Source organism: Mycobacterium sp. 852002-30065_SCH5024008, assembly GCF_001665645.1.
Classification (GTDB): Bacteria; Actinomycetota; Actinomycetes; order Mycobacteriales; family Mycobacteriaceae; genus Mycobacterium; species Mycobacterium paraffinicum.
Map to the genome: position 1 here is coordinate 20,817 of NZ_LZSZ01000140.1, position 21,260 is coordinate 42,076.

The 21,260-nt window shown below is 68.2% G+C and carries 19 protein-coding genes and 1 pseudogene; 4 read left to right on the forward strand and 16 right to left on the reverse strand.

The genetic code is table 11. The features are described from left to right. Nucleotides 1-52: 52 nt before the first annotated feature. Nucleotides 53-928, forward strand: coding sequence for a DMT family transporter (locus tag A5781_RS17660; RefSeq protein WP_231987325.1), 876 nt, complete (start codon nt 53-55; stop codon nt 926-928). Here the strand turns inward: A5781_RS17660 and fadD1 are convergent. Genes fadD1 through A5781_RS17705 form a run of 9 tightly spaced genes read right to left on the reverse strand, consistent with a single transcriptional unit; the run spans nt 904 to nt 9,955 of the window. Then, nucleotides 904-2,493 (reverse strand): fatty-acid--CoA ligase FadD1, encoded by a 1,590-nt coding sequence (gene fadD1, locus A5781_RS17665; RefSeq protein WP_067209022.1) that lies wholly within the window; start codon nt 2,491-2,493, stop codon nt 904-906. The two genes, A5781_RS17660 and fadD1, sit on opposite strands and share 25 nt — an antisense overlap. Continuing rightward, on the reverse strand, nt 2,490-4,082 hold the full coding sequence (locus A5781_RS17670) for an NAD(P)/FAD-dependent oxidoreductase (protein WP_067209026.1): 1,593 nt from the start codon (nt 4,080-4,082) through the stop codon (nt 2,490-2,492). The genes fadD1 and A5781_RS17670 overlap by 4 nt, the downstream gene beginning before the upstream one ends. After that, entirely contained in the window at nt 4,079-5,035 is a 957-nt protein-coding gene (locus tag A5781_RS17675; RefSeq protein WP_067209030.1) for an alpha/beta hydrolase, read from the reverse strand. The genes A5781_RS17670 and A5781_RS17675 overlap by 4 nt, the downstream gene beginning before the upstream one ends. Nucleotides 5,036-5,065: 30 nt before the next feature. Continuing rightward, the gene (locus tag A5781_RS17680; RefSeq protein WP_067209034.1) at nt 5,066-5,467 is read right to left on the reverse strand and encodes a Zn-ribbon domain-containing OB-fold protein; all 402 of its coding nucleotides are present in this window, start codon (nt 5,465-5,467) and stop codon (nt 5,066-5,068) included. A 2-nt stretch (nt 5,468-5,469) separates the two neighbouring features. Further along, a complete protein-coding gene (locus A5781_RS17685; RefSeq protein WP_067209039.1) occupies nt 5,470-6,672 on the reverse strand; it encodes a thiolase family protein in 1,203 nt (400 codons plus the stop codon). Beyond that, nucleotides 6,669-7,124 (reverse strand): MaoC/PaaZ C-terminal domain-containing protein, encoded by a 456-nt coding sequence (locus A5781_RS17690; protein ID WP_067209043.1) that lies wholly within the window; start codon nt 7,122-7,124, stop codon nt 6,669-6,671. The genes A5781_RS17685 and A5781_RS17690 overlap by 4 nt, the downstream gene beginning before the upstream one ends. Nucleotides 7,125-7,131: 7 nt before the next feature. Further along, a complete protein-coding gene (locus A5781_RS17695; RefSeq protein ID WP_067209048.1) occupies nt 7,132-7,641 on the reverse strand; it encodes a MaoC family dehydratase N-terminal domain-containing protein in 510 nt (169 codons plus the stop codon). Continuing rightward, the gene (locus tag A5781_RS17700) at nt 7,638-8,756 is read right to left on the reverse strand and encodes an acyl-CoA dehydrogenase family protein (RefSeq protein ID WP_067209052.1); all 1,119 of its coding nucleotides are present in this window, start codon (nt 8,754-8,756) and stop codon (nt 7,638-7,640) included. The genes A5781_RS17695 and A5781_RS17700 overlap by 4 nt, the downstream gene beginning before the upstream one ends. Before the next feature lie 20 nt (nt 8,757-8,776). Then, entirely contained in the window at nt 8,777-9,955 is a 1,179-nt protein-coding gene (locus A5781_RS17705; RefSeq protein WP_067209056.1) for an acyl-CoA dehydrogenase family protein, read from the reverse strand. A gap of 277 nt (nt 9,956-10,232) precedes the next feature. Between A5781_RS17705 and A5781_RS25925 the strand changes: the two genes are divergently transcribed. Continuing rightward, nucleotides 10,233-10,397 carry a hypothetical protein gene (locus A5781_RS25925; RefSeq protein WP_197503889.1) on the forward strand — a complete coding sequence of 55 codons (165 nt, stop codon included), beginning with the start codon at nt 10,233-10,235 and terminating at the stop codon, nt 10,395-10,397. A gap of 12 nt (nt 10,398-10,409) precedes the next feature. On the opposite strand, the gene A5781_RS17715 is transcribed toward A5781_RS25925, so the two are convergent. Further along, nucleotides 10,410-13,079 (reverse strand): FHA domain-containing protein, encoded by a 2,670-nt coding sequence (locus A5781_RS17715; protein WP_082939414.1) that lies wholly within the window; start codon nt 13,077-13,079, stop codon nt 10,410-10,412. 369 nt (nt 13,080-13,448) lie between these two features. Then, nucleotides 13,449-14,486: an alpha/beta hydrolase gene (locus A5781_RS17720; RefSeq protein ID WP_067209061.1), complete on the reverse strand. Its 1,038-nt coding sequence runs from the start codon at nt 14,484-14,486 to the stop codon at nt 13,449-13,451. A gap of 195 nt (nt 14,487-14,681) precedes the next feature. Between A5781_RS17720 and A5781_RS17725 the strand changes: the two genes are divergently transcribed. Further along, a complete protein-coding gene (locus tag A5781_RS17725) occupies nt 14,682-15,527 on the forward strand; it encodes an SDR family NAD(P)-dependent oxidoreductase (protein ID WP_067209064.1) in 846 nt (281 codons plus the stop codon). Between the two features lie 15 nt (nt 15,528-15,542). Here A5781_RS17725 and A5781_RS17730 read toward each other — a convergent pair whose 3' ends face one another. The 4 genes and pseudogenes from A5781_RS17730 to A5781_RS17745 all read right to left on the reverse strand — a co-directional run bounded on the left by A5781_RS17730 (nt 15,543) and on the right by A5781_RS17745 (nt 19,995). Continuing rightward, complete coding sequence (locus A5781_RS17730) at nt 15,543-16,064, reverse strand: isoprenylcysteine carboxyl methyltransferase family protein (protein WP_231987324.1); 522 nt, start codon at nt 16,062-16,064, stop codon at nt 15,543-15,545. Next, nucleotides 16,058-17,164: a type III polyketide synthase gene (locus A5781_RS17735; protein ID WP_082939409.1), complete on the reverse strand. Its 1,107-nt coding sequence runs from the start codon at nt 17,162-17,164 to the stop codon at nt 16,058-16,060. The genes A5781_RS17730 and A5781_RS17735 overlap by 7 nt, the downstream gene beginning before the upstream one ends. Nucleotides 17,165-17,287: 123 nt before the next feature. Next, nucleotides 17,288-19,522 carry a molybdopterin-dependent oxidoreductase gene (locus A5781_RS17740; RefSeq protein WP_082939410.1) on the reverse strand — a complete coding sequence of 745 codons (2,235 nt, stop codon included), beginning with the start codon at nt 19,520-19,522 and terminating at the stop codon, nt 17,288-17,290. A 48-nt stretch (nt 19,523-19,570) separates the two neighbouring features. Next, nucleotides 19,571-19,995: pseudogene (locus A5781_RS17745) on the reverse strand (PPOX class F420-dependent oxidoreductase). A gap of 184 nt (nt 19,996-20,179) precedes the next feature. Here A5781_RS17745 and A5781_RS17750 point away from each other — a divergent pair. Further along, the gene (locus A5781_RS17750) at nt 20,180-20,362 is read left to right on the forward strand and encodes a hypothetical protein (RefSeq protein WP_067209067.1); all 183 of its coding nucleotides are present in this window, start codon (nt 20,180-20,182) and stop codon (nt 20,360-20,362) included. Nucleotides 20,363-20,375: 13 nt separating this feature from the next. Here A5781_RS17750 and A5781_RS17755 read toward each other — a convergent pair whose 3' ends face one another. After that, a complete protein-coding gene (locus A5781_RS17755; protein ID WP_067209071.1) occupies nt 20,376-21,218 on the reverse strand; it encodes a transglutaminase family protein in 843 nt (280 codons plus the stop codon). Between the last annotated feature and the right edge of the window lie 42 nt (nt 21,219-21,260).

Sequence of the window (21,260 nt, forward strand, 5' to 3'; positions counted from 1 at the left end):
CAGCCGGCCGCCCGCCCCGCACAGCTCGGTGCTGACGCCTATTGTTCGAGGTGTGCTGATCGGCTTCCTTCTCGCGTTGGGCTGCTCGGTTTGTTACGGCACCGCGTCGGTGTTGCAGGCGGCGGCGACGCGATCGGTGGAAGCCGGCAGCGGCTCGGGCGTCGATACCGTGCTGTTGATGCGCGCCGCCCGGCAGTGGCGGTACCTCGTCGGCGTCGGCCTGGACGGCGTCGGATTCCTCCTGCAAGTGGCGGCGCTGCGCCTGGTGCCGATCTATGTGGTCGCCGCGGCGTTGGCCGCCTCGATCGCCGTCACCGGCATCGCATCCGCCTGGCTGCTGTCGGCGCGATTGTCTCCCTCCGAATGGACCGCGGTGGGCGTGGTCTGCGCGAGTCTGGTCGTCCTCGCACTCGCGGCCGGGCCCGGGCACTTCCGGCACGCCCCGGCCGGTCTCGGGTGGGCTCTGCTGGGCGTGGTGGCCGCGATCTTCATTGCCGGTGCGGTGACGGGCCGACTCCCGGACCGGCCGCGCGCGCTGGCGCTGGGGCTGGCGGCCGGGACCGGTTTCGGGGTAATCGAGGTCGGCGTGCGGCTGATCGAGGTGATCGATCCGACCAAACGCGCCTTCTACACCAATCCGGCGCTGTACGCGGCGGCCGCGGGCGGGGCCGCCGGCTTCCTGCTGCTGACCTCCGCCCTGCACCGTGGGTCCGTGACCACGGCCGTCGCCGGGATGGTCATCGGTGAAACCATCGCGCCCGCGTTCGTCGGCGCGGTATGGCTGGGCGACAGCGCGCGTGACGGGCTCGGCTGGCTGGTCATCGCGGGCTTCGTGGTGGCGGTCTCGGCGACACTCGTGCTGGCGCGGTTCGGGGAAGCGCCGCAGGAGGTTCCCGAATCGGCTCAGGCCGACGAAGCCGTCAGCTGACGGTAGGCCGTCCCGCGCGCCGGGCGCGTCCACAACACGCCGCCCTCGGCGCTGACGCCCGCGGCCGTCAGCGCGCGCTTGAGGATCTTGTTGGTCGCCGTCGTCGGCAGCTCGGCGTTGATGCGCACATACCGCGGCCAGGCCTTGGGCGACAGGTCCGGTTGTGCGGCGAGGAAGCTCGCGAAGCCTTCTGGCCCCAACCGCGCCCCGTCTCGCAACACCAGCGCGGCCATCACCTGGTCGCCGACCCGCTCGTCGGGCACCGCGTAGACCGCGACCTGGCTCACCTCCGGCAGGCGTTCCAGAATCCGCTCGATCGGCCCCGCCGCCAGGTTCTCGCCGTCCACCCGCATCCAATCCGCGGTGCGGCCGGCCAGGTAGATCCAGCCGTCGGCGTCGCGGTAGGCCAGATCGCCCGACCAGTACATGCCGTGCCGCATCCGCTGCGCGGTCGCGGCCGGGTCGTTGTAGTAGCCCACGAACGGGCCCGCGCCCTGGGTGTTGACGAGCTCGCCGACCGCGTCGTCGAAGTTCGTCAGCGCCCCGTGTTCGTCGAATTCCGCGACCGCGCACTCGGTGAGCGTCAACGGGTTGTAGATGCTGACTCCCGCATATGGTTTCCCGATCGATCCGGGCGGGGTGCCGTCCTCGCGGACGACGATCACCGCGAACTCGCTGGAACCGAAGCTGTCCACCACGCGGCAACCGAAACGCCTTGCAAATTCGGCGATGTCGCGGTCGGTCGCCTCGTTGCCGAACGCCACCCGCAGCGTGTTGTCGGCGTCGTCCGGCCGCTCGGGGGTGGACAGGATCAACGCGAGGGGCTTGCCGACGTAGTTGAGGTACGTCACGCGGTGACGGCGCACGTCGTCGAGGAAACGTGACGGCGAGAACCGGGCCGGGACCATGGTGGCGCCGGCACCGATCGCGACCGCCCATCCGGCGGCGATGCCGTTGGAGTGAAAGAGCGGCATCGACAGGTAGCAGACGTCCTCGGCGGTGACGTCGTACTGGAAGATCAGGCTGGCACCGCACATGACCGCCATCGCGTGCGCGAGCCGGACGACCTTCGGGTCACCACTGGTCCCGGAGGTGAAGATCATCATCAGCGTGTCCCCGCCGGTGACCTCGCGGTGCGGAACCAGGGGCGGCGCGGCGGCCACCAGTTCGGCGTAGCGCCGATCCGTCACGTCCAGCACCTGAATCCCGTTGAGGTCCAAGCCATCCAACAGTTCGCGGTGTTCCGGGTCGACGAGTAGCAGCTGGCAGTCGGACCGCCGGATGTCGGCCAGCAGCCCGGCCCCGCGCCGCGTGGTGTTGATCCCGCACAGCACGTAGCCGCCCAGCGCGGCGGCGGCCATGGCGCGCAGCATCGCCGGGGAGTTGGGCAGCAGGGCCCCGACGTGCAGCGGATGCGCCGGGTCGGCAATCCCGATCAGCGCGGCGGCCTCCGCCTCGGCCTCGGCGAGGTGTTCGCGCCACGTCCAGGTGTGCTCGCCGGAGGAGAGGGCCGGGGTGTTGTCGCCACGACGTTGCCGCAGCAGCTGCTGGACCGTCTCGATCATCGGGTGGTCAGCACCAGCCCGGCGTAGTGGCGACGCGCCACATCATCGCAGTGGCGCCGATACGTGCCGAACCCACCGGCGTACGGCATGAAAATCCGTTTCTTGCCTTCGATATTGGCGCCCAGGTACCACGACGAGGCCGCTTTCGGGAAGAGCGTCCGCTCGGCCGCCTGCCCGACGTGGTCGGTCCAGGCCTCGGCGGCGTCGCGGCGCGGCTCCACCTCCGTCACCCCAAGGCGGCGGGCGGTCAACACCAGCTCGACGACCCAGTCGACCTGCACCTCGGCGTGCAGCACCATGTTGGCGAGCACCGACGGGCTGCCGGGGCCGCTGATGGTGAACAGATTCGGCAGGCCCGGCACCATCAGGCCGAGGAACGTCAGGGGTCCGTCGGCCCACAAGTCGCGCAGTCGCACTCCCCCGGGCCCCTCCGGGTCGATGCGGGTCAGCGCGCCGGTCAGCGCGTCGAAGCCGGTGGCGAAGATCAGCACATCGCAGGGATAGGTCGCGGCGCTGGTTCGCACGCCGTCGGCGGTGATCGCCTCGATTGGCTCGCGGCGCAGGTTCACCAGCGCGACGTTTTCGCGGTTGAACGCGGCGTAGTAACCGCCGTCGGTGCAGATCCGCTTCGTCCCTATCGGGTGGTCGACGGGTATGAGGTCGGTGGCCACGCCCGGATCCGCGACGATTTCGCGGATCCGCTCCTCGGCGAACTCCCGGGCGATGTGGTTGGCGGCGAGGTCGGAGTTCTGATCGGGAAACGTCTTTGCGAACAGCACCCCACCCTCGCGCCAGCGGCGCCACAGTGCCTCGGCGCGTTCCTGTGGGTCGGTGTCGACCGCGTTCTTGTGGTACGTGCCGTGCGGGGTGCCCGCAGCCGCGTAGGCCGCGGCGCGGCGGCGCTCGGGATACTGCTCCCGGATCTGTTGCTGCTCCTCCGGCGTCCAGGGGCGGTTGGGCATCGGAATGCTGTAGTTCGCGGACCGCTGGAATATCACCAGTCGATCCGCCTGCGCGGCGACGATCGGAACCGCTTGGATGCCAGAGGATCCCGTGCCGATCAGGCCCACCCGCTTACCGTGCAGGTCGGGGTCTTCGCGTGGCCACGCGGCGGTGAAGTACACCTCGCCCGCGAAATCGTCGACGCCGGGGATGTCGGGGCGGTTGACCGCCGACAGGCAGCCCGTCGCGCAGATCAGGAACTGCGCGGCGTAGGCCTGACCGTCGCGGGCGCGGACCCGCCATTGGCCATGCTCGAAGGCCGCGCCGACGACGTCGACGCCGAAACGGTAGTGGCGGCGCAGATCGAACCGGTCGGCGACGTGGCGCAGGTAGGCCAGGATCTCCGATTGGGCGGCGAAGCGTTCGGTCCACGTCCAGCTCTGCTGCAGTTCCTCGTCGAATGAGTAGGAATAGTCGACACTTTCTACGTCACACCGGGCGCCCGGGTACCGGTTCCAATACCACGTGCCACCCACGTCGGGCGCCGCCTCGAGGCCGATCACCGACAGGCCCGCCGACGCGGCCCGGTGCACGGCGTAGAGCCCGGCGAACCCCGCGCCGATCACGATCACGTCGGCTTGCGTCATGCCGACTCGCAGAGGGTGGGCTGGAGTAGCTCCCGCAGGTCGGAACAGATCAGGTCACGCGCCGAGGCCGCCGGTGGAAACGACGGAATGGTCAGAAAGCCGTGGAACAGGTCCGGAAAGTCGCGGTGCACCACGCGCACCCCCGCCTCGCGCAACCGGCGCGCATAGCCGCAACCCTCGCTGTGCAACGGATCGAGGCCGGCGGTGACGATCACCGCGGGCGGCAGGTCGGCGTGCGACCCCGCGCGCGCCGGTGCCACCAGGTGGTCCTGGCCCAAAAGCGTTTGGGCGCCCAGATATTGGCGCCAATACCACTGCATGGCGGCGCTGGTGAGGAAGTGGCCGGTGGCGCAGCGTTGATAGCTGTCGGTATCGAAAGACGGATCGATGACCGGATAGATCAGGAGCTGCGCGGCCGGCGCGGCGACGGCACGTTCGCGGCACAGGATGGCGGTGACCGCGGCGAGGTTGCCGCCGGCGCTGTCACCGGCGATGGCGGTCCGCGTCGGGTCGGTGCCGAGTTCGGACGCGTGGTCGACGACCCAGCAGAACGCCGCAAAGGCGTCCATGGCGGCCGCGGGGGCCGGGTGTTCGGGCGCGAGGCGGTAGCCGACCGACACGACGACGGCCTGGGTCCCGCGGGCCAGGGCGCGGCAGAAGCCATCGTGGGACTCGATGTCGCACAACACGAATCCGCCGCCATGGCAGAACACGACCGCGGCGCGGTCTTCCTGCGGCCCGCCGTGCGGGTAGTAGACCCGCGCGGGGATGGCGCCGGCGGGGCCCGGGATCGAGCGGTCCTCGGTGCGGTGCACGTCGTCGATGTTGTCGACGGGCTGGCGCCGCTGGGCGACGGCGGCTCGGGCCTGCGCGGCGGTCATGGTCTCGACGCGCGGGAATCCCGCGTCCAAATCGCGCAGCATCGCCTGGACGCCGTCAAAGGGATCGTCCATGTACACCTCCCGAACTCCTCGTTGAGTCGGTCACGCCGGCCGGTATTTCAATAGGGTGATTCCGTCTTCGGGCAGATCGTAGAACACCGGCTCGACCCGCATGCCGATATGGACCTCGCCAGGGTCGACGTCCACCAGCTCGGTGCTGAATTTCGGTCCCGCGTCCCACTGAACCACGGCCGGCAGCTGCGGTAGCGAACCGGCCCAGGGTGGACCGGTGGGCCTCCGGGCGATCGTGAACGTGTACAGCGTTCCCGCGCCGTCGATTTCGCGCCATTCCAGATCATCGGCCAATGTTCCCGGGGCAAGAGTGCGCGGGTAGAACACGTAGCGCCCCAGCGAGGGTGAGTACTGCACCAGGATGCGGTGCTGGGCCAGGGCGTCCCAGAAGGGCCGCGACACCGGCGTCGGCTCGGGAACGGGGATGCTCATCGCTAGTCCCCCCGCATCAGCAGGGCGACCTGCTCGCTCATGATGCCGCCGTTGCCGGTGACGAAAGCGGTGTGGCAGTCGCGCACCTGCGCATCGCCGGCCCGGCCCATCACCTGCCGGGCACCGTCGACGACGTGGTGCATGCCGCCGGCCATGCCGGCCTGCCCAAACGACAGTTGGCCGCCCGCGGTGTTGAGTGGAAAGTCGCCGCGGTAGGTCAGGTCGTGGTCGGCGATCCACGACATCCCTTCGCCCTTCGCGCAGAAGCCGGCGTCCTCGAGGCTCATCAGGACGGTGATGGTGTAGCAGTCGTAGATCGACGCCATGTCTACCTCGGGCCGGGTCAGGCCGGCCATCGCGAACGCCCGGTCGGCGGCGCGGGCGATCGGGGTGCGCAGCAAGTCCTCGGCGTAGGTCGGGGTCTTGAAGGCGATGTGTTCGCCAAAGCCCTTGATCCACGCCGGGCGGTGGCGGCCGCGCCGGGCGATGTCGGCGTTGGCGATCAGCACGCCCGCTCCCCCGTGCACCCGCATCACGGTCTCCAGCATGTGGATGGGGTCGGCGATCATCGGGCTGGCAAGAACGTCGTCGACAGTGATCGGGTTTCCGTGGAAGACCGCGCCCGGGTGGGCGCACGCGTTGGTGCGCTGGTCGACGGCGATCTTGGCCACCGCCGCAGGGTCGTAGCCGAACTCGGCCGCATAGCGCTGGGCGATCTGCGCGTAGGGCGCGTTCTGGCCGACGTTGCCGTACGGGATCTCGAATTCCGCTTGCGGCGACCCATAGTTGTTCGACGACGCCCCATACCAATTTCCGGCCGGCGGTGGCCGCTTCTCGGACTGCGGCTGGGAAGCCGATCCGGGAACCACGGCAAGGGCCGCGTCGCAGATGCCAAGCTCCACGGCGGCCGCGGCCCGCCAGATCATGCCCGCCGCCGTTGCGCCGCCCAGGTCGACGCGTTCACCGAAATCGAGTGACAGGCCGAGGTATTCGCACAGGGTGGCAGGTGCGAACATCGCCGACTCGGCGATGCCGTGGGTCAGCAGGCCGTTGACGCACGCGGCATCCACGCCGGCGTCCTCGATCACCATCCGCGCGAGCATCGCGTACTGGTCGAGGGTGAACAGCGGCGGGCTGGTGGGACGCCGTTCCCCCGGCAGCTCGGCGATGCCGACGATCGCGGCCTCGCCCCGCAGCCCGGTCACTGATCGGCTCCCCGAGGCGTTCCGCGGCGGGGCAGTTCGACCGTCGCCGTGCCGGGCATCAGCACCGTCGCCTCGCGGCGGCCGGCGATGTCGAGGTCCACCAGCCCGGCGCCCCGGTCGGAGAGGCGTTTGCCGGTGACCGTGCCACCGAAGCTCAGTGGCTGGCCGGGGTGGGCGACCGCGCGGTTCTGGACGGAGAATGACACCAGCCGGCCATGCCCGCCGATCCAGTCCCCGATGGCCCTGCCGAGCAGCGCGGCCTGCAGCGGGCCGTGGACCAGCACGTCGTCGTAGCCCTCGACCGTGCGCGCCCAGTCCTTGTCGTAATGGATGCGGTGGCCGTTGTAGGTGGCGGCGCTGAAGAAGAACAACTGCGTCTCGTCGACGGTGGCGGTGAGTTCGGGCATCGCGTCACCCACCTCGACGTCCTCATAAAAGACTTGGTCGGCCATGACGCTCCTAGGGACGGGCGATCATCGAAGTCGATGCTTCGGCGAGCAGCTCTCGGTGCTGGTTGCGGTATACCGTGTGCCAGGTGACTAACACGAATCTGCCGGAGCGGCCCTGCTTTTCGACGATCGATTCGATGCTGCGCACCATTTCGATGTCGTCGCGGTGATAGGCCGGCAGGTGGAAGGTGAAGCTCTCGCCGCCGGCCATCCGCTTGGGAGCGCGCGGAAAGGCGAGGCTGCCCGAGATCGCGCCGGAGGAACCGTCGGGCCGCAGTGCCTCCAGGTGCGTAACACCGAGCACCGCGTACTGCAGAAACAGCGGAGGGCAGATGATGTCACGAAAGCCGTTGGCCCTGGCGTAGTCCGGGTCGAACCATAACGGATTGTGGTCACCGATCGCCGCCGCCCAGCGTTGCCAGTCACGCCGGTTCATTTCGCCCGTCGCCGTGGCGGCGACGGTGCCGACGCGCGACGCGGATTCGGCATCGATCAAGCTGTCGTGTTCATTCGAGCTCATCCAGGCTCCTCCGAGTGCAAGGTCTCCTCCAGCCACGATGCGGCGACGTCCGCCCCGCCGCCCCACGTCGAGCCCCGCCGTGCCCGCTCGGTCCACAGATGCAGGTCGGTTTCGGTGACATATCCCATGCCGCCGTGCAATTGGTGGGCGTCCAATGTGATCAGCCTGGCCGCGCCGGCCGCGTGCATGCGCGCGATGGCGGTCTCCCGGGTCGCCGTGCGACCGCGTGCGATCCAGAAGACCGCCGCGTGCGCGGCCAGCCGCGCCGCCGCCACGGCGATGTGCATGTCCGCGACCAGGTGCTGGGCGGCCTGGAACGACGCGATGGGCCGGCCGAACTGGTGACGCAGCGTGGTGTATTCGACGGTGCGGTCGATGACCGCCTGCCCGACTCCCACCAGGTCCAGCGATCCCAGTGCCACCGCCGCATTGGCCAACCGCCGCAGTTTCACGGCGGAGACGTCGCCGAGCAGCGCGTCGGCGGGGACCATGACGTCGTCGAAGCGCACGGTGAACGCCCGGTTCCCGCCGGCCATGGCGAGCGGTTTCGTGACCACCCCGGTTGCGTTGGTGTCGACGATGAAAGCGAACGTATGTTCTTGCGCCGCAGCCGAAATCACGATGATGTCGGCGACGTCGGCGTCGGCGACGTAGTCCGCGGTGCCGTTCAGCCGCCATTGCCCCGACACGGGGTCGGCGCGGAGGGCAGCCGACACCACGGCCGCGTCGCGGGCGCTCCACAGCGCCGTGGTGCCGCGAACGGTGCCGCGGGCCAGGGGCGGCAGCCAGGTGCCCTTGGCATTCGGGGAGCCGAGCTGGTCGACCGCGAGCGCCGCTTGAATGCTGCTGTGGATCGTCGTCGGGCACAGCGCGCGTCCGGCCTCGGTGTAGAAGACGGCGAGATCGTCGAGCGAGCCGCCGGAGCCGCCGTATTCCTCGGCGATGGCCAGCCCGAGGACGCCCGCGTCGTTCAGCGCCTTCCACAGCGCCGGGGTGCGACGGTCCGCGCCCGGTTCGTTCAGCGCGCGCACCAACGGCACTGGGCTCTCGGCCGCCAGCAGGGCGCGCAACGCCGAGGCGAACTCGCGCTGCTCAGCGGTGGGTATCGCCTTCATCTGATTACTGTGCGTTCCCGTCAGCGCCCATAGCTGGGCATCTTGTGCCCGCGCTGGGCGACGATGTCGCGGAGCACCTCGTTGGTGCCGCCGCCGAAACGCATCAAGGGCGCGGCCCGATAGAGCCGCTCGAACTTGCCGCCCAGCGGCGCCTCTTGGCTGCGGTGCGCCAACAAACCGTCCGGGCCGAGCAGGTCGAGCGCGAGCACCGCGATGCGCTGGCGCAGTTCACTGGTGAAGATCTTCTCGACGCTGACCTCCACCGAAGGGATGACGCCGCTGTCGAGGATCGACGCGGCCTCGTAGCCCATCAGGGTGGCCACCGCCACGTCGGCTTCCGTCTGCGCGAGCCGGCGCCGCAGCGACGGGCTGTCGGAGGGCACCGTCCCATCTCGGCGCGGCACCCGCGCCAGCTCACGCAGCTCCTCAACGGCGCGATTCAGGTCGCCCGCGTTGGTCAGCGCGCCGCGTTCCAGGTCGAGCGCGCCGGTGATGTACGTCCAGCCGCGGTTGACCTCGCCGACCAGGTTGGTGACCGGCACCCGCACGTCACGGAAGTGCACCTCGTTGGTGCGATAGCCCGACCACGCGTACAGCGGCCTGATCGTCACGCCGGGACTGTCGATCGGCACGATGATGACGGAGATGCCCCGATGGCGACCGGCATTCGGATCGGTACGCACGCAGAGCCACTCGTGGGTGGCGCGCTGGGCGCCGCTGTTCCAGATCTTGGTGCCGTTGATCACCCATTCGTCGCCGTCGCGGACGGCGCTGGTGCGCAAATTGGCCAGGTCGGTTCCGGCCTCGGGCTCGGAATATCCGACGGCACAGACCATTTCGCCCCTGGCGATGAGCGGCAGCCATTCGGTTTTGTTCCGTTCGGTGCCGTGGCGCATGATCATCGGCGCGACGGAGGTGACAGTCAGGTCGGGCCCGGGGACGCCCCAGTACTCGAATTCGCTCATCAACAGGTGCAGGTGGATGGCGCCCAGCCCCAGCCCGCCGTACTCGCGGGGCCAGTTCAGCCCGAACCAGCCCTTCCCCCCGATCTTGCGACGAAACCGCGCCACCTCGCCGCCGGGGAACTCCAGGTCGTGCTCGGCGAGCTCGGCTCGCAACTCCGGGGTGACGTTGTCGTGCAGGAACTCGCGGACCTCGGCCAGCCAGGCGCGCTGCCCGGCGTCGAGTTCGAAATCCATTCCGGCGCCACTGCCTTTCTGCAGCCTTTCTGAAAGGCTTTCCACCAAGCAGCGCCAGCGTAACGCCAAGGCGAGATCGCGCCAGGGATTTCGTCGTGACGTCGCCCTCGGCGCGCGGAGGAGATCGTCTGCGCGTCCCGACTGTAAATACGCTGTCAAACTCCCGTTAATTCGTATCGGCGCTCTCGCAGATCCGCGGCATCGCTGCCAAGCTTTTTACATCGGCCGGTCGATGCTGACCAGGCACTCTGCCCAGCCGCAGCCTGAGGGAGAAGTCATGCCCACTGTTGAGACCCGCCTCCGCGAAGACATGCGCAACTATGCCGTCGAATTGCGCCAACTGGCGTACACCCTGCCGCTGGGCGTCGGCGAGCATGCACTCCTGGAATTGTCCGACCGCATGCGGACGGCCGCGGAGCAGGCAATCCGCAAGGGAGCCTGACCGAGCGCCGCCTCAGCCGCCCTTGAGCCGGATCTTCCAGCGGACGAAGCTCAGGTAGAACACGCTGATAACCACCAGCATCGCGATGTCGAACCACCAAGCGCCCGGCGTGTGATGCCAGTGGGCGTCCTTCGGGCTGAGCGGGCCGGGCACCAATTTGGTCAGGTCGGCGGTCGAGGCCGACGCCGCGAACCCCCAGCGCGCCGGGGTCGCCCAGGACATCTGGTCCAGCCCGAGCCGCCCGGTTACCGGGATCATGCCGCCGGAGAACACCAGCTGCGACATGACCGCCACCACCAGGAGCGGCATGATCTGTTCGTTCGACTTGGCGATGGCCGACAGTGCCAGCCCGAGCATCGCCGAGGCCACGCACGTCAACGCGACGTCGGCGAACAGTTCGAGACCCGGCCGGCCGAGCGCCACGGCACCCTGGGTCGGACCGCCCTTGCCGAGCAGCACGATGATGGTCACGATCGCCGATTGGATGACCGCGAAAATCGTGTAGACGCAGACCTTCGCCATCAGGTACGCGCTGGTCGACAGGCCGACCGCCTGTTCGCGCAGGAAGATCGGGCGTTCGCCGATCAGGTCGCGGATGGTCAGCGCGGTCCCCATGAACACCGCGCCGACGTTGAGCAACACCAGGATCTGCCCGGGCTCGTTGGGTGCAGCGCCCATGGGATTGGGGATGCCGAATCCGACGTTGCCGGGCACCGACATGGACAGCGAACCCATGATGAACGGCAGCACCGCCAGGAAGACGAAGTAGCCGCGGTCGGAGAAGATCAACCGGACCTGGCGCCTGGCGATCGTGGAGAACTGCCGGAAGAGGCTCGTGTGCGACGGGTCGCCCAGGTCGGCGGGCTGCTGGGCGGGGGGCGGCGGCGGCTGCGGCCCCGTGCGCGCCAGGTACCGCGCCTTGGACCCGTCAGGGTCGCCCGCGACCGTGCTGAAGATGTCGGCCCAGTTCGTCGTGCCCATGGCCGGCCCGATCTGGCTGGGCGGCCCGCAGAAGGCGGTCTTGCCGCCGGGCGCCAGCAGTAGGACCTGATCGCAGACGTCGAGGTACGTCAGCGAGTGGGTGACCACGAGCACCACACGTCCGGCGTCCGCCAGCTGCCGCAGCATGGTCATCACCTGGCGGTCCAGCGCCGGGTCCAGCCCCGAGGTCGGCTCGTCGAGGATCAGCAGCGACGGCCCGGTCAGCAGCTCCAGGGCGACCGAGGCGCGCTTGCGCTGGCCACCGGAGAGCTTGTCGACCCGGGTGTGCAGGTGCTGGGTCATCTCGAGTTCCTCGAGGACCCGGGCCACCACCTGAGCCCGGTCGTCCTTCGTAGTGTCCGGGGGCAGCCGCAGCTCGGCGGCGTACATCAACGCCTGCTGCACCGTCAGCTGTCCGTGCACCACGTCGTCCTGGGGGACCATGCCGATTCTGCTGCGCAGCGAGGCGTACTCGGCGTGCACGTTGTGGCCCTCGAACGCGACCGTGCCCCTGGTCGGGTGCGTGTATCCCGCGACCAACCGGGCGAACGTCGACTTGCCCGCACCCGAGGGGCCGATGACGGCCGTCAGCGTTCCGGGCTGCGCGCCCAGCGAGATGTCGTCGAGCAGCGTCTTGTTGTTCTCGATCGTCCAGGTCACCCCGCGCACGTCCAGGCCGCCCGTGGGGGTGGCGGTCGCGCTCTCGTCGCGGCGGGCCAGCGTGCCGCCGGCGAAGACGAGGTCGATGTTGCCGATCGTGACGACGTCGCCGTCGTGGAGCACCGCCGTGTCGACCCGCGCGCCGTTGACGAAAGTGCCGTTGATGCTGCGGTTGTCGTGGATCTCGGTGCCGTGCGGCGTCGGGACCAGGGTGGCGTGGTGGCGGGACGCCAGCACTTCGGGAATGACGATGTCGTTGTCGTTGGCCCGGCCGATTTTGATCGCGCCCGGTGCGGACTCCAGCCCGGCTTTGCCGGGCCGCAGGATCTTCAGCATCGATGTCGCGAGGTTCGCCGCATCACCACCGACGCGCCCGGTCTCCGGCCCGGCCGGCTGCTGCGGCTGGGCCGGGGGGACATTCATCGGCGACGAGCGGTAAATGTGCGGGGCGTGTTGCGGTCCGCTCGGCGGGGTCGCCGGTTGGCCACCGGTCGGGTATCGGGGCTGGGGAGCGGACGGGTGGCTCGGCATCGATCCGCTCGGCGGGTGGACGGGCTGCGGTCCGCTGGGCTGATGCGTGGGCTGCCGGAAAGCGGCCGACGGCGAATGCTGGGGCTGGCCGGGCCAGGGCGCGCTGGGCGGCTGGGTCTGCGACACCTGGGGGTTCGCCGCGCTGGCTGGGTTGACGATCGGTATCGACGTCGTCAGCGGGGGCCGCCCGGCCGAGCCTTGGTGGCGGCCGACCTCGAAGGTCAGCGCCGGACCGTCCGGATTGCCGATGTTGACGCGCGTGCCGTCCTGGATGTCGACCATGGGCACGCGATGATGGTTGACGAACAGCCCGTTCATGCTGCCGTTGTCGACGGCGATCCATCGGCCCTGGTCGAATCGGACGATGAGGTGGGTGCGGGAGATCAGGGGATGTGCCACGCGTACGTCGGCCCGAAGGTCACGCCCGATCGCAACATCGTTGCCTGCGGCGAACGTGCGCTCGGATCCCTCGTACCGCACGGTCAACACGGGCGGGGCTGGTCGGCTCATCAGGACCAACTGTATCGGCAGCCGCAAGAATCAGGACGCCGAATTCGCCGGGGCCTCGCCACCAGCTACGACGCGACGCATTGGCCCCCGTGTTCGACGGGTGGGCGGCGGATAACCCACCGTTCATGCGAGAGAGCGACGATAATTTTCTCACGACGACCCCGTCGCCGATGCCGTGGAGCGGCAGCGCGCCACAGCGGACGTTCCGCCCGGCGACGAGAGAGTGGGGTGCCGCTCGAGACGCCCCCGCCCGACTGGCAGGGGCAGCGTGAAATCATGTTGATGGAGCCCGAATCCGAGGGCTTCAGAAGTGGATGCGCCTCGTCGTCGCTGAATTAGCATGCGCCGCAGGCGCGTCCGAGGCTTCTGCTACCCCGCCGCCGCGGTGGCGTGCAAACTATAGCGCCACGACTCGCGCGCTGCGGTGACGTCCTTGATGAAATCCCCGATGTAGCGAATGGCCCGTCTGCCCTCGGGCAGGATGTCCGCCGCCAGCGGGAAGTCGTGGATCTGTCCGTCCCATAGGTGCAGATCGCACGGGATTCCGCTGGCTTCCAGGCGCTTTGCCATGAACTCGGCATCCGGAAGCAGCAACTCATCCGAGCTGGCGTGGATGGTCACCGGCGGCAACGACGAGAGATCGGCCTCGACAGGTGAGGCGACGGTGGAGTCGCCGCGCCCCTCCAAGAGCTGCGCCTGGCTGAGGTATTGGGCGAACATCGATAAAGCCCCGCGGGTGAACATCGAGCATTTGCGCGCGTTGCGGTGCTTCAGCTTTCGTGCCGGGTCGGCGTCGGTGAACGGTGAGATCGTCGCAATCCCCGCGGGTCTCATCAGCTCATTGCTGATGGCCAGCAGCGTGGTCATGAACGCGAGATATCCCCCGGCGGAATCGCCGGCTACCACTACCTGGTCACCGTCGAAGCCGCGATCCTGCAGCCAGCGAAGACCGCTCATTCCATCGTCGATCGCGTCGGTTAACTGATGCGTGGGCAGCTCTCGGTATCCGACCGTGAGCACGGCGGCGTCCGCGGCTTTCGAAAGGCGCGTCACCACGGAGCGATGCGTGTTGAGGCCGCAGGTCAGGAACGCACCGCCATGCAGATAGAGGATGGCTCGATCCGTCGACGCGCCGGGGGCGCAAACCCACTCGGCGGCACAGTTTTCCAGCCGCACCGGTTCAATATCAGCCGCGATGCCCAGGCGCGGCGCCAAGCCCGCGAGTCCGTCGACGTATTCGAATGGCCAGTGCAGGTTCGGGGTGATTGCCCACGCGCGCACGGTGTTTTTCACGATCAGGCGGCTGGCCAACGAGACCGCGACCGCTTGCGGACTGTGGCGATGGTGGATTCGCCGCTTCATTGCGCGACTTGGCAATACGCGACGTGGATCGGCGGTGCTAACCATGCAATCCCTCCTACGTGGGCAGGGAGTACCCCTCCATGGCCCGGAAAAACTGCGGGTGAAGGTCGCACGAATGTTGGCTACATCACGGTTTATCGACGCGGGTGGCTGGGTATAAGGAACGTTTCCGGCGGCTTGCCGCCTCTGGGCCTGGCCGATTTCCGGCCGATCTCCGCCTGGTGGGCCAAGATATGAGCGATGAGCGACGAAACGCGCGCTGAGCCGCTGCTCGGTGGCCGGGTGGCGGTGGTGACGGGCGGTGGCGGCGGCATCGGCGCGGCCACCGCGCAGGTGTTCGCTCAGCATGGCGCACACGTGGTCATCGTCGATATCGACGGCGGACTTGCCGCGGGCACCGTCGATGACATCGCGGCCTCGGGTGGATCGGCCGTGGCGGTGGTCACCGACGTCCGTGATGCGGATGCGGTCGACGACCTGGCGCGATCGGTGTTGGACCGCTACGGCCGGGTGGACGTTCTGGTCAACAACGTGGGCCACTGGCTGCGCCATCCGGGAGATTTCGTCGGCACCGACCCCCAGTTCTGGGACGAGCTGTACCGGATCAACCTGCACCACGTCTTCCTGGTCACCCACGCGTTCCTGCCGGCGATGGTGGCCCGGCGGGCCGGCGCGATCGTCAACGTTTCCTCCGTCGAGGGCCTGCGCGGCTACCCGGAGGACCCGGTCTATGCCGCTTTCAAGGCCGCCGTCATCCAGTTCACCCGCAGCCTTGCGGTGCAGGTGGGCGTGCATGGGGTGCGGGTCAACGCGATCGCCCCCGACGTCACCGAATCCCTCCAGGTGCCCTACTCGCAGTGGCTGTCGGCCGACGAGCAGACGCAGTGGCCGCAGTGGGTGCCGGTCGGCCGGATGGGCGTGCCCGAGGATCAGGCCCACGCCATCCTGTTTCTGGCCTCCGACTTGGCGGCCTTCGTCACCGGCCACACCATCCCGACCGACGGCGGTACCGGCGCGGCGGGCGGTTGGTTCCGCTCGTCGCGCCGGCCCGACCGCGAGTGGACGAATCGCCCCATCGCGCCCTGATCGCGCGGGCAGTCCTCAGACCAGGCCCAACGCGGCGTTCTCCGCCCGGATGCGCACCCTGAGCACGAGCGCGTTTGCGATGGTGAACACGGTTGCCGTCAGCCACGCCGAGTGAACCAGCGGCAGCGCCGCCACCTCCGCCGCGACCGCCGTGTAATTGGGGTGGCGCACCCACCGATAGAGCCCGTCGCGAACCAGCGGAGCATCCGGGATCACGATTAGCCTTGGGTTCCAACGTCTGCCGAGGACGCTCACGCAGCGCCATCGCACCACCGTGCTAAGCACCACGATCGCGAGCATGGGCCAGCCCAGCCACGGAATGAACGGCCGGCGGAGCGCCCAGGTTTCCACGACGCACGAAACCAGCAGCAGCGCATGCATGCTGACCATCGCCGGGTAGTGGTCCAGGCCGAACTCCTTGCCCCCGTGCGCGAGTGACCATTTGGTGTTTCGCTGCGCGACCGCCAGCTCGATCAGGCGTTCGCCGCCGATCGCCAGAATCAACAGGTAGTAGTACACGGCCTCGCCCCTCACCACTGCAGCAGCAGCAGCTCGAAGCTGAAGCCCGGACCCATCGCCAGCATGACCCCGAAGGTTCCTTCGGCCGGCGGCTCCGCGACGGTCCGGCGCAGCACGTCGAGCACGGATGCCGAGGAGATATTGCCGTTGTCGCGCATGGAGTTTCGGCTGTGGATCAACGCCTCCGGCGATAACGACAGTGTGTCCTCGATCGAGTCGAGGACTTTCGGGCCGCCGGGATGACACACCCAGGCAGAGACGTCCGCGAGCGACAAGCCGTGGTCGGAAAGGAAACCGTCGACCTCTTCCCGTAAGTAGGTGTCGGCCATCTTCGGCACGTCGCGCGACATCACCAGTTGAAACCCGCTCGATCCTACGTTCCAGCCCATGACGTCGACCGTCTCCGGAACCACGGCACTGCGGGTCCCGAGGATGCGCGGGGCTCGGTGGCCGTTGCGGCCCGGGGGAATTCGGTCGGCGCCCGTGGCGACCACGGCCGCGGCGCCGTCCCCGAACAACGACACACCGATGAGGGCGGGAATTGAGGTGTCGTCACGCTGCAGCGTGAGGGAACACAGCTCCACCGACAGGAGCACGGCCACGTGACCGGGGTAGCCATGCAGATAGTCGTGCACACGCGCCATCCCGGCGGCCCCGGCAACACAACCCAGGCCGAACAGCGGGACCCGTTTGACATTGGGCCGCAGCCCGATTCGGGTCATCAGCCGCGCGTCGATGGTGGGCACCGCGATGCCGGTGCTGGACACCATCACGATGGTGTCCACCTCGTGTGGTTCGATGTCCGCCTCGGCCAACGCCGAACGAATGGCCCGTTCGCCGAGGTCGACGGCGACCTCGAGATAGGCATCATTCGCTTCGGTGAACCCACTCAGCCGTGGGTAACGCGAGAGCGGCAGCGCGAGGCTGCGATGATCGACCCCCGTCGTCTGCGCGAAGCGCATAAACCGCGGGTCGGCGAATTCGGTTAGCTCGCGGGCGACTTCGTCCTGGTCGTAGCGGTGCGAGGTGAAGGCCACCGCGGCGCCGGCGATGTGCGGCGCGCCGACGCCACGCTGGACGGCCCGCGATGGGGATGTGAGATGCGATGTTGCAGTCATGCCTAAGCCGACGACGGGCTCCGCTCAACGGTTCATCGGAGTGTCATCCGGGTGAGATGAACCACAGTCCTGCACTTAGGGTTAACCAAGCGAGAGGGAAGCCGGGGCAGCGGACCCACGCGCCTAGATTGTTTGCGCGGACCGGAATCGCGCTTGATCGTCGATGATCGTCACCGGGATGCCGTTGAGCGCGCCGTTGCCGGACGGCTCGTCGATAAACGTCGGCAGGGAAAGCACATTCGTGTTGGCGCCCGGGGAGCTGTTGGCCACCGCCATGCGGGTCCCCGGCTTGCCATGGCCCCAGCCATGCGGGATCGACACCACCCCGGGTTTGATCGCGTCGGTGACCTCGACCGGCACTTTGATTTCCCCGGCGGCCGATTTCACGGTGACGACATCGCCGTCCTCGATGCCGCAGCAAGCCGCGTCATCGGGGTGAATCAGCAACGTGCACCGGTCCTTTCCCTTCATCAGCGCCGGCACGTTGTGCAGCCAGGTGTTGTTCGAGCGCAGGTGTCGGCGGCTCACCAGAACGAGCGACTCGGCCGGTCGTTCCATCCGGGCGGCCAGCCTGGGCAGGTCGTCGAGCAGGTATTGCGGGGCGAGCCGGATCTTCTTGTCGGGGGTGCCCAGGATGTCCGGCAGCTGCGGGACCATCGGGCCGAAGTCGATGCCGTTCGGATTGGCCTTCAGTAGGTCCAGCGTGAGCCCGCCCGGGATTTTCCCGTACTGGTCCCCGAAGGGTCCGGTTCGCAGCGTGAGGTCCAGCATGCGCTCGGGGCCGCCCCGGTCGTAGAGCTTGCGGATCTCCGCCCCGTCGACGCCGCGGGTGAAAGCCAGGTAATCGAAGAAGCCGTCGTCGATGGCCGTGACATCGACATCTTCGGCCGGCGTGCCAGTGCACAGGCCGGTCAGCCGGATCAGGATCTCCCATTCGTGTGGGCGATCCCCCGGATCGAACACCGGCGCCGAGTAATTCGCGATGCTGTGGATCGCAAAAAGCAGGATCAGGTCGTCGTGGTGGGGTTGTTCGAGCGGGGATAGGCCCGGCAAGATCACATCGGCGTGCCGCGTCGTCTCGTTGAGCCAAAGGTCAACGGAGATCATCGCTTCCAGCATCGGCAGGACTTCGTCGAGCTTGTCGCCGCCGGGGGTGGACAACACCGGGTTGCCGGCGACGGTGATGAGGGCCTTGAGCTGTCCTTCGCCCGGGGTGGCGATCTCTTCGGCCATGCAGGACACCGGCGCCTGGCCGAGCACTTCCTTTGCCCCACGCACGCGGGTGTGCCAGCGGCCGAATTCCGGGAGGCCACCTTCCAGGCCGGGCAGCGGTTGCGTGGTGATCGACCAGGCCGCCGGCTTGGGGAACATCGCTCCCCCGGCAACGTCGAAATGGCCGGTCAAGATGTTGATGACGTCGACCAGCCAGCTGGCGAGGCTGCCAAACTCCTGATTGCACAGACCGATTCGGCCGTACACCACCGCCTTTTCGGTGCTGGCGAGCTCGCGGGCCAAGAGCCGGATGCGGTCCTCGTCGATGCCGGTGACGGCGCTGACCCGGTCCGGCGGCCACTCCGCGGCGACCCGGCGCATCGTGTCGACACCGTCGACGTGTGGCGCGGGATCGATCAGGCCCTCGTCAAACAGCGTGTGCGCCACGGCCAGCAGCAGCGCGGCATCGGTTCCGGGCACGATGGGAAGCCACTCGTCGGCGCGCGCCGCGGTCTGCGTGCGCACCGGGTCGATCACGATCACCTTGCCGCGCTTGCGGATCCGGTCGATCAGACCCATCACATCGGGCGCAGCCAGCAAGGAACCTTGCGACGCGGCGGGGTTGGCGCCCATGATCACCATCAGGTCGGTGCGTTCGATGTCGGGCACCGGGAAGTTCCACCAAAGGCCGTACATCAGGTGCGACGACAGGTTTTTGGGCCACTGGTCGACCGTCCCCGGTGAATACGTGATCGGCATGCCGGACATGCCCATCAGCACACCCGCGTACCGGGCCAGTGAAAACGAGTGAGCCAGCGGGTTGCCGGTGTAGGCGGTGACCGCCCCGATTCCATACTTCTCGATCACCGGCGTCAGCAATTCGGTGCAGCGGCGGAACGCGGCGTCCCAGCTGACCTCCTGCCACTGGCCGTCGACCTTGATCATGGGCCGGCGGATGCGGTCCGGGTCGTCGTGGAGCGCCGCAAGTGAGACGCCCTTGGGGCAGATGTGTCCGCGGCTCCACACGTCGTCGCGGTTTCCCCGGATGCTGGTGACCCTGCCACCGTCGACCTGAATCTCCAAGCCGCACATGGCTTCACACAGGGGGCAGGTGCGCAGATGCCTGCCGTCTTCGCCCGTCGTCACCCACCCACTGTATTCCGCTACCGACCGTCGCGGAAGTGGCAATCCGGGTCAGGACGCCCAGGGGCCGATGCCGCCGGCCTTTTCGATGCGGATGCGGGTCAGGAACCCGGGCGGCGCGCCGTCCGGCGGGAATTTCATGTTCGGGTCCCCGAGGATCGGGTTGAGCTCCTCGAGGAGCTCGGGCGCGCCGCCCTCGACGATTCGTGCCGTGCCGGTGATCGAGAGGTACGGCCGCATCCCCGCGCTCGGCTCGTCGAGCGAAACGATGGTGACGGCCACCCGCGGGTCGTTACGGACATTGCGAACCTTCTTGTGGGCGGCGAGGTGCGCGGTGACGAGTTCGTCTCCGTCGGGCGTCGACTGCAGAGCGACCCAGACCAGGCTGACCTGGGGGCTGCCGTCGGGGTTGAGGGTGACCAGGGTGGCGTCGGCACCCTGCCGATCAGATCGCGGGCGGCGTCGTTCAGTTTCATGCGTGATGTGACGGCCCCGGGCCGGGATTCATTCCCGTGTGCGGAATAAGCATGAACGGATGGCGGGTTGGTGGTGCGTGGGGCGTCCCTTGAAACACATTTGAGTTTGACCAGTCAGCTGTACAAGCGCGACGCCCCGGCCCTAGCGTCGACGCAGTAGATCTTCGGGAAGGGAGCTGGCGCGTTGAGCGACCAACGCCACCCGTCGGGCATCGATTATCTGCGAGATGAAGTCCTCAGCCGACTGGACGCGCAACCGTTCGAGGACTGGTCCCCCGCCCTGCTGCGGGCCCTGATCGCCGTCTTCGATCTCAATGGCGTGACACCGGCCGCCCCACAAGGCTTCCGGCCCCACATCGTGAGGTGACTTCTCAGAGCCGCTACCAAAGGGTCACCAGTTGATCGACCGAATCCTTGGGTAGCTCTCCGTCCACCACCGCGGTGACCGTCGCGTAGTTCAACGTGATGGCACCCTTGTGGTTGTCCAGGAACGCCGTGTCGGCGGCATCACGACCGGTGGCGATCCGCACCATCGACTGCCGCGGCGACAGGCACGTCGCGTCGACCACACGCCAGGCGCCGTCGACGAATGCCTCGGCCACCGCGTGGAAATCCATCGGCTGACATCCCGGCGCGTAGACCGCCACCAGCCGGGCGGGGACGTTCAGCGCGCGCAGCAATGCGATCACCAGGTGGGCGTAGTCACGGCACACCCCGGCGCCCGCCAGCAACGTGTCGGTGGCCCCGTCGATCGGATCACTGGAGCCGGGAACGTAATTCAGGCGCGTACCCACCCACGACGAGACCCTTTCGAGCAGCATCTCCGAGGTCGCATACTGCTGGAATTCTGTGGCGGCGAAGCCGAAGAATTTGTCGGCCTCCGCGTACCGGCTCGGGCGCAGATAGGTGATCAAGTCGATGTCGCGCACCGGCGGGGGCTCAGCTTGTCCGACCACCGTTGCTGAGTACGAAAGCGTGACGGTCCCGGTTTCGACCTCGATGGAATGGATCCTGGTGCCGTGCTCACCGACGATCTCGCGCGGCTGAATTGGCTTGCCGTCCAAGGTGATCGCCAGCGACTCGCTGACGTCGATACCCCGCTGCTGGGCCACCGTGACCTGGAATTCCAGGGTCGTCGGCGCCGTCACCTCGACTTCGATGTCGGCGCCGACGACACGTGTGAGATCGCTTGTTGTAATGACCGCCCCCTGCTTGCTCGCCACCTGCCTACGCTAGTCATCCAACACAAAGACCCGGCGATACGC

Coding starts and splice junctions, on each gene's coding strand:
- A5781_RS17725 (WP_067209064.1), top strand. CDS start 14,682: ATGAGCGACGAAACGCGCGCTGAGCCGCTGCTCGGTGGCCGGGTGGCG.
- A5781_RS17720 (WP_067209061.1), bottom strand. CDS start 14,486: ATGGTTAGCACCGCCGATCCACGTCGCGTATTGCCAAGTCGCGCAATG.
- fadD1 (WP_067209022.1), bottom strand. CDS start 2,493: ATGATCGAGACGGTCCAGCAGCTGCTGCGGCAACGTCGTGGCGACAAC.
- A5781_RS17705 (WP_067209056.1), bottom strand. CDS start 9,955: ATGGATTTCGAACTCGACGCCGGGCAGCGCGCCTGGCTGGCCGAGGTC.
- A5781_RS17670 (WP_067209026.1), bottom strand. CDS start 4,082: ATGACGCAAGCCGACGTGATCGTGATCGGCGCGGGGTTCGCCGGGCTC.
- A5781_RS25925 (WP_197503889.1), top strand. CDS start 10,233: ATGCCCACTGTTGAGACCCGCCTCCGCGAAGACATGCGCAACTATGCC.
- A5781_RS17715 (WP_082939414.1), bottom strand. CDS start 13,079: ATGAGCCGACCAGCCCCGCCCGTGTTGACCGTGCGGTACGAGGGATCC.
- A5781_RS17735 (WP_082939409.1), bottom strand. CDS start 17,164: ATGACTGCAACATCGCATCTCACATCCCCATCGCGGGCCGTCCAGCGT.
- A5781_RS17675 (WP_067209030.1), bottom strand. CDS start 5,035: ATGGACGATCCCTTTGACGGCGTCCAGGCGATGCTGCGCGATTTGGAC.
- A5781_RS17690 (WP_067209043.1), bottom strand. CDS start 7,124: ATGGCCGACCAAGTCTTTTATGAGGACGTCGAGGTGGGTGACGCGATG.
- A5781_RS17680 (WP_067209034.1), bottom strand. CDS start 5,467: ATGAGCATCCCCGTTCCCGAGCCGACGCCGGTGTCGCGGCCCTTCTGG.
- A5781_RS17695 (WP_067209048.1), bottom strand. CDS start 7,641: ATGAGCTCGAATGAACACGACAGCTTGATCGATGCCGAATCCGCGTCG.
- A5781_RS17700 (WP_067209052.1), bottom strand. CDS start 8,756: ATGAAGGCGATACCCACCGCTGAGCAGCGCGAGTTCGCCTCGGCGTTG.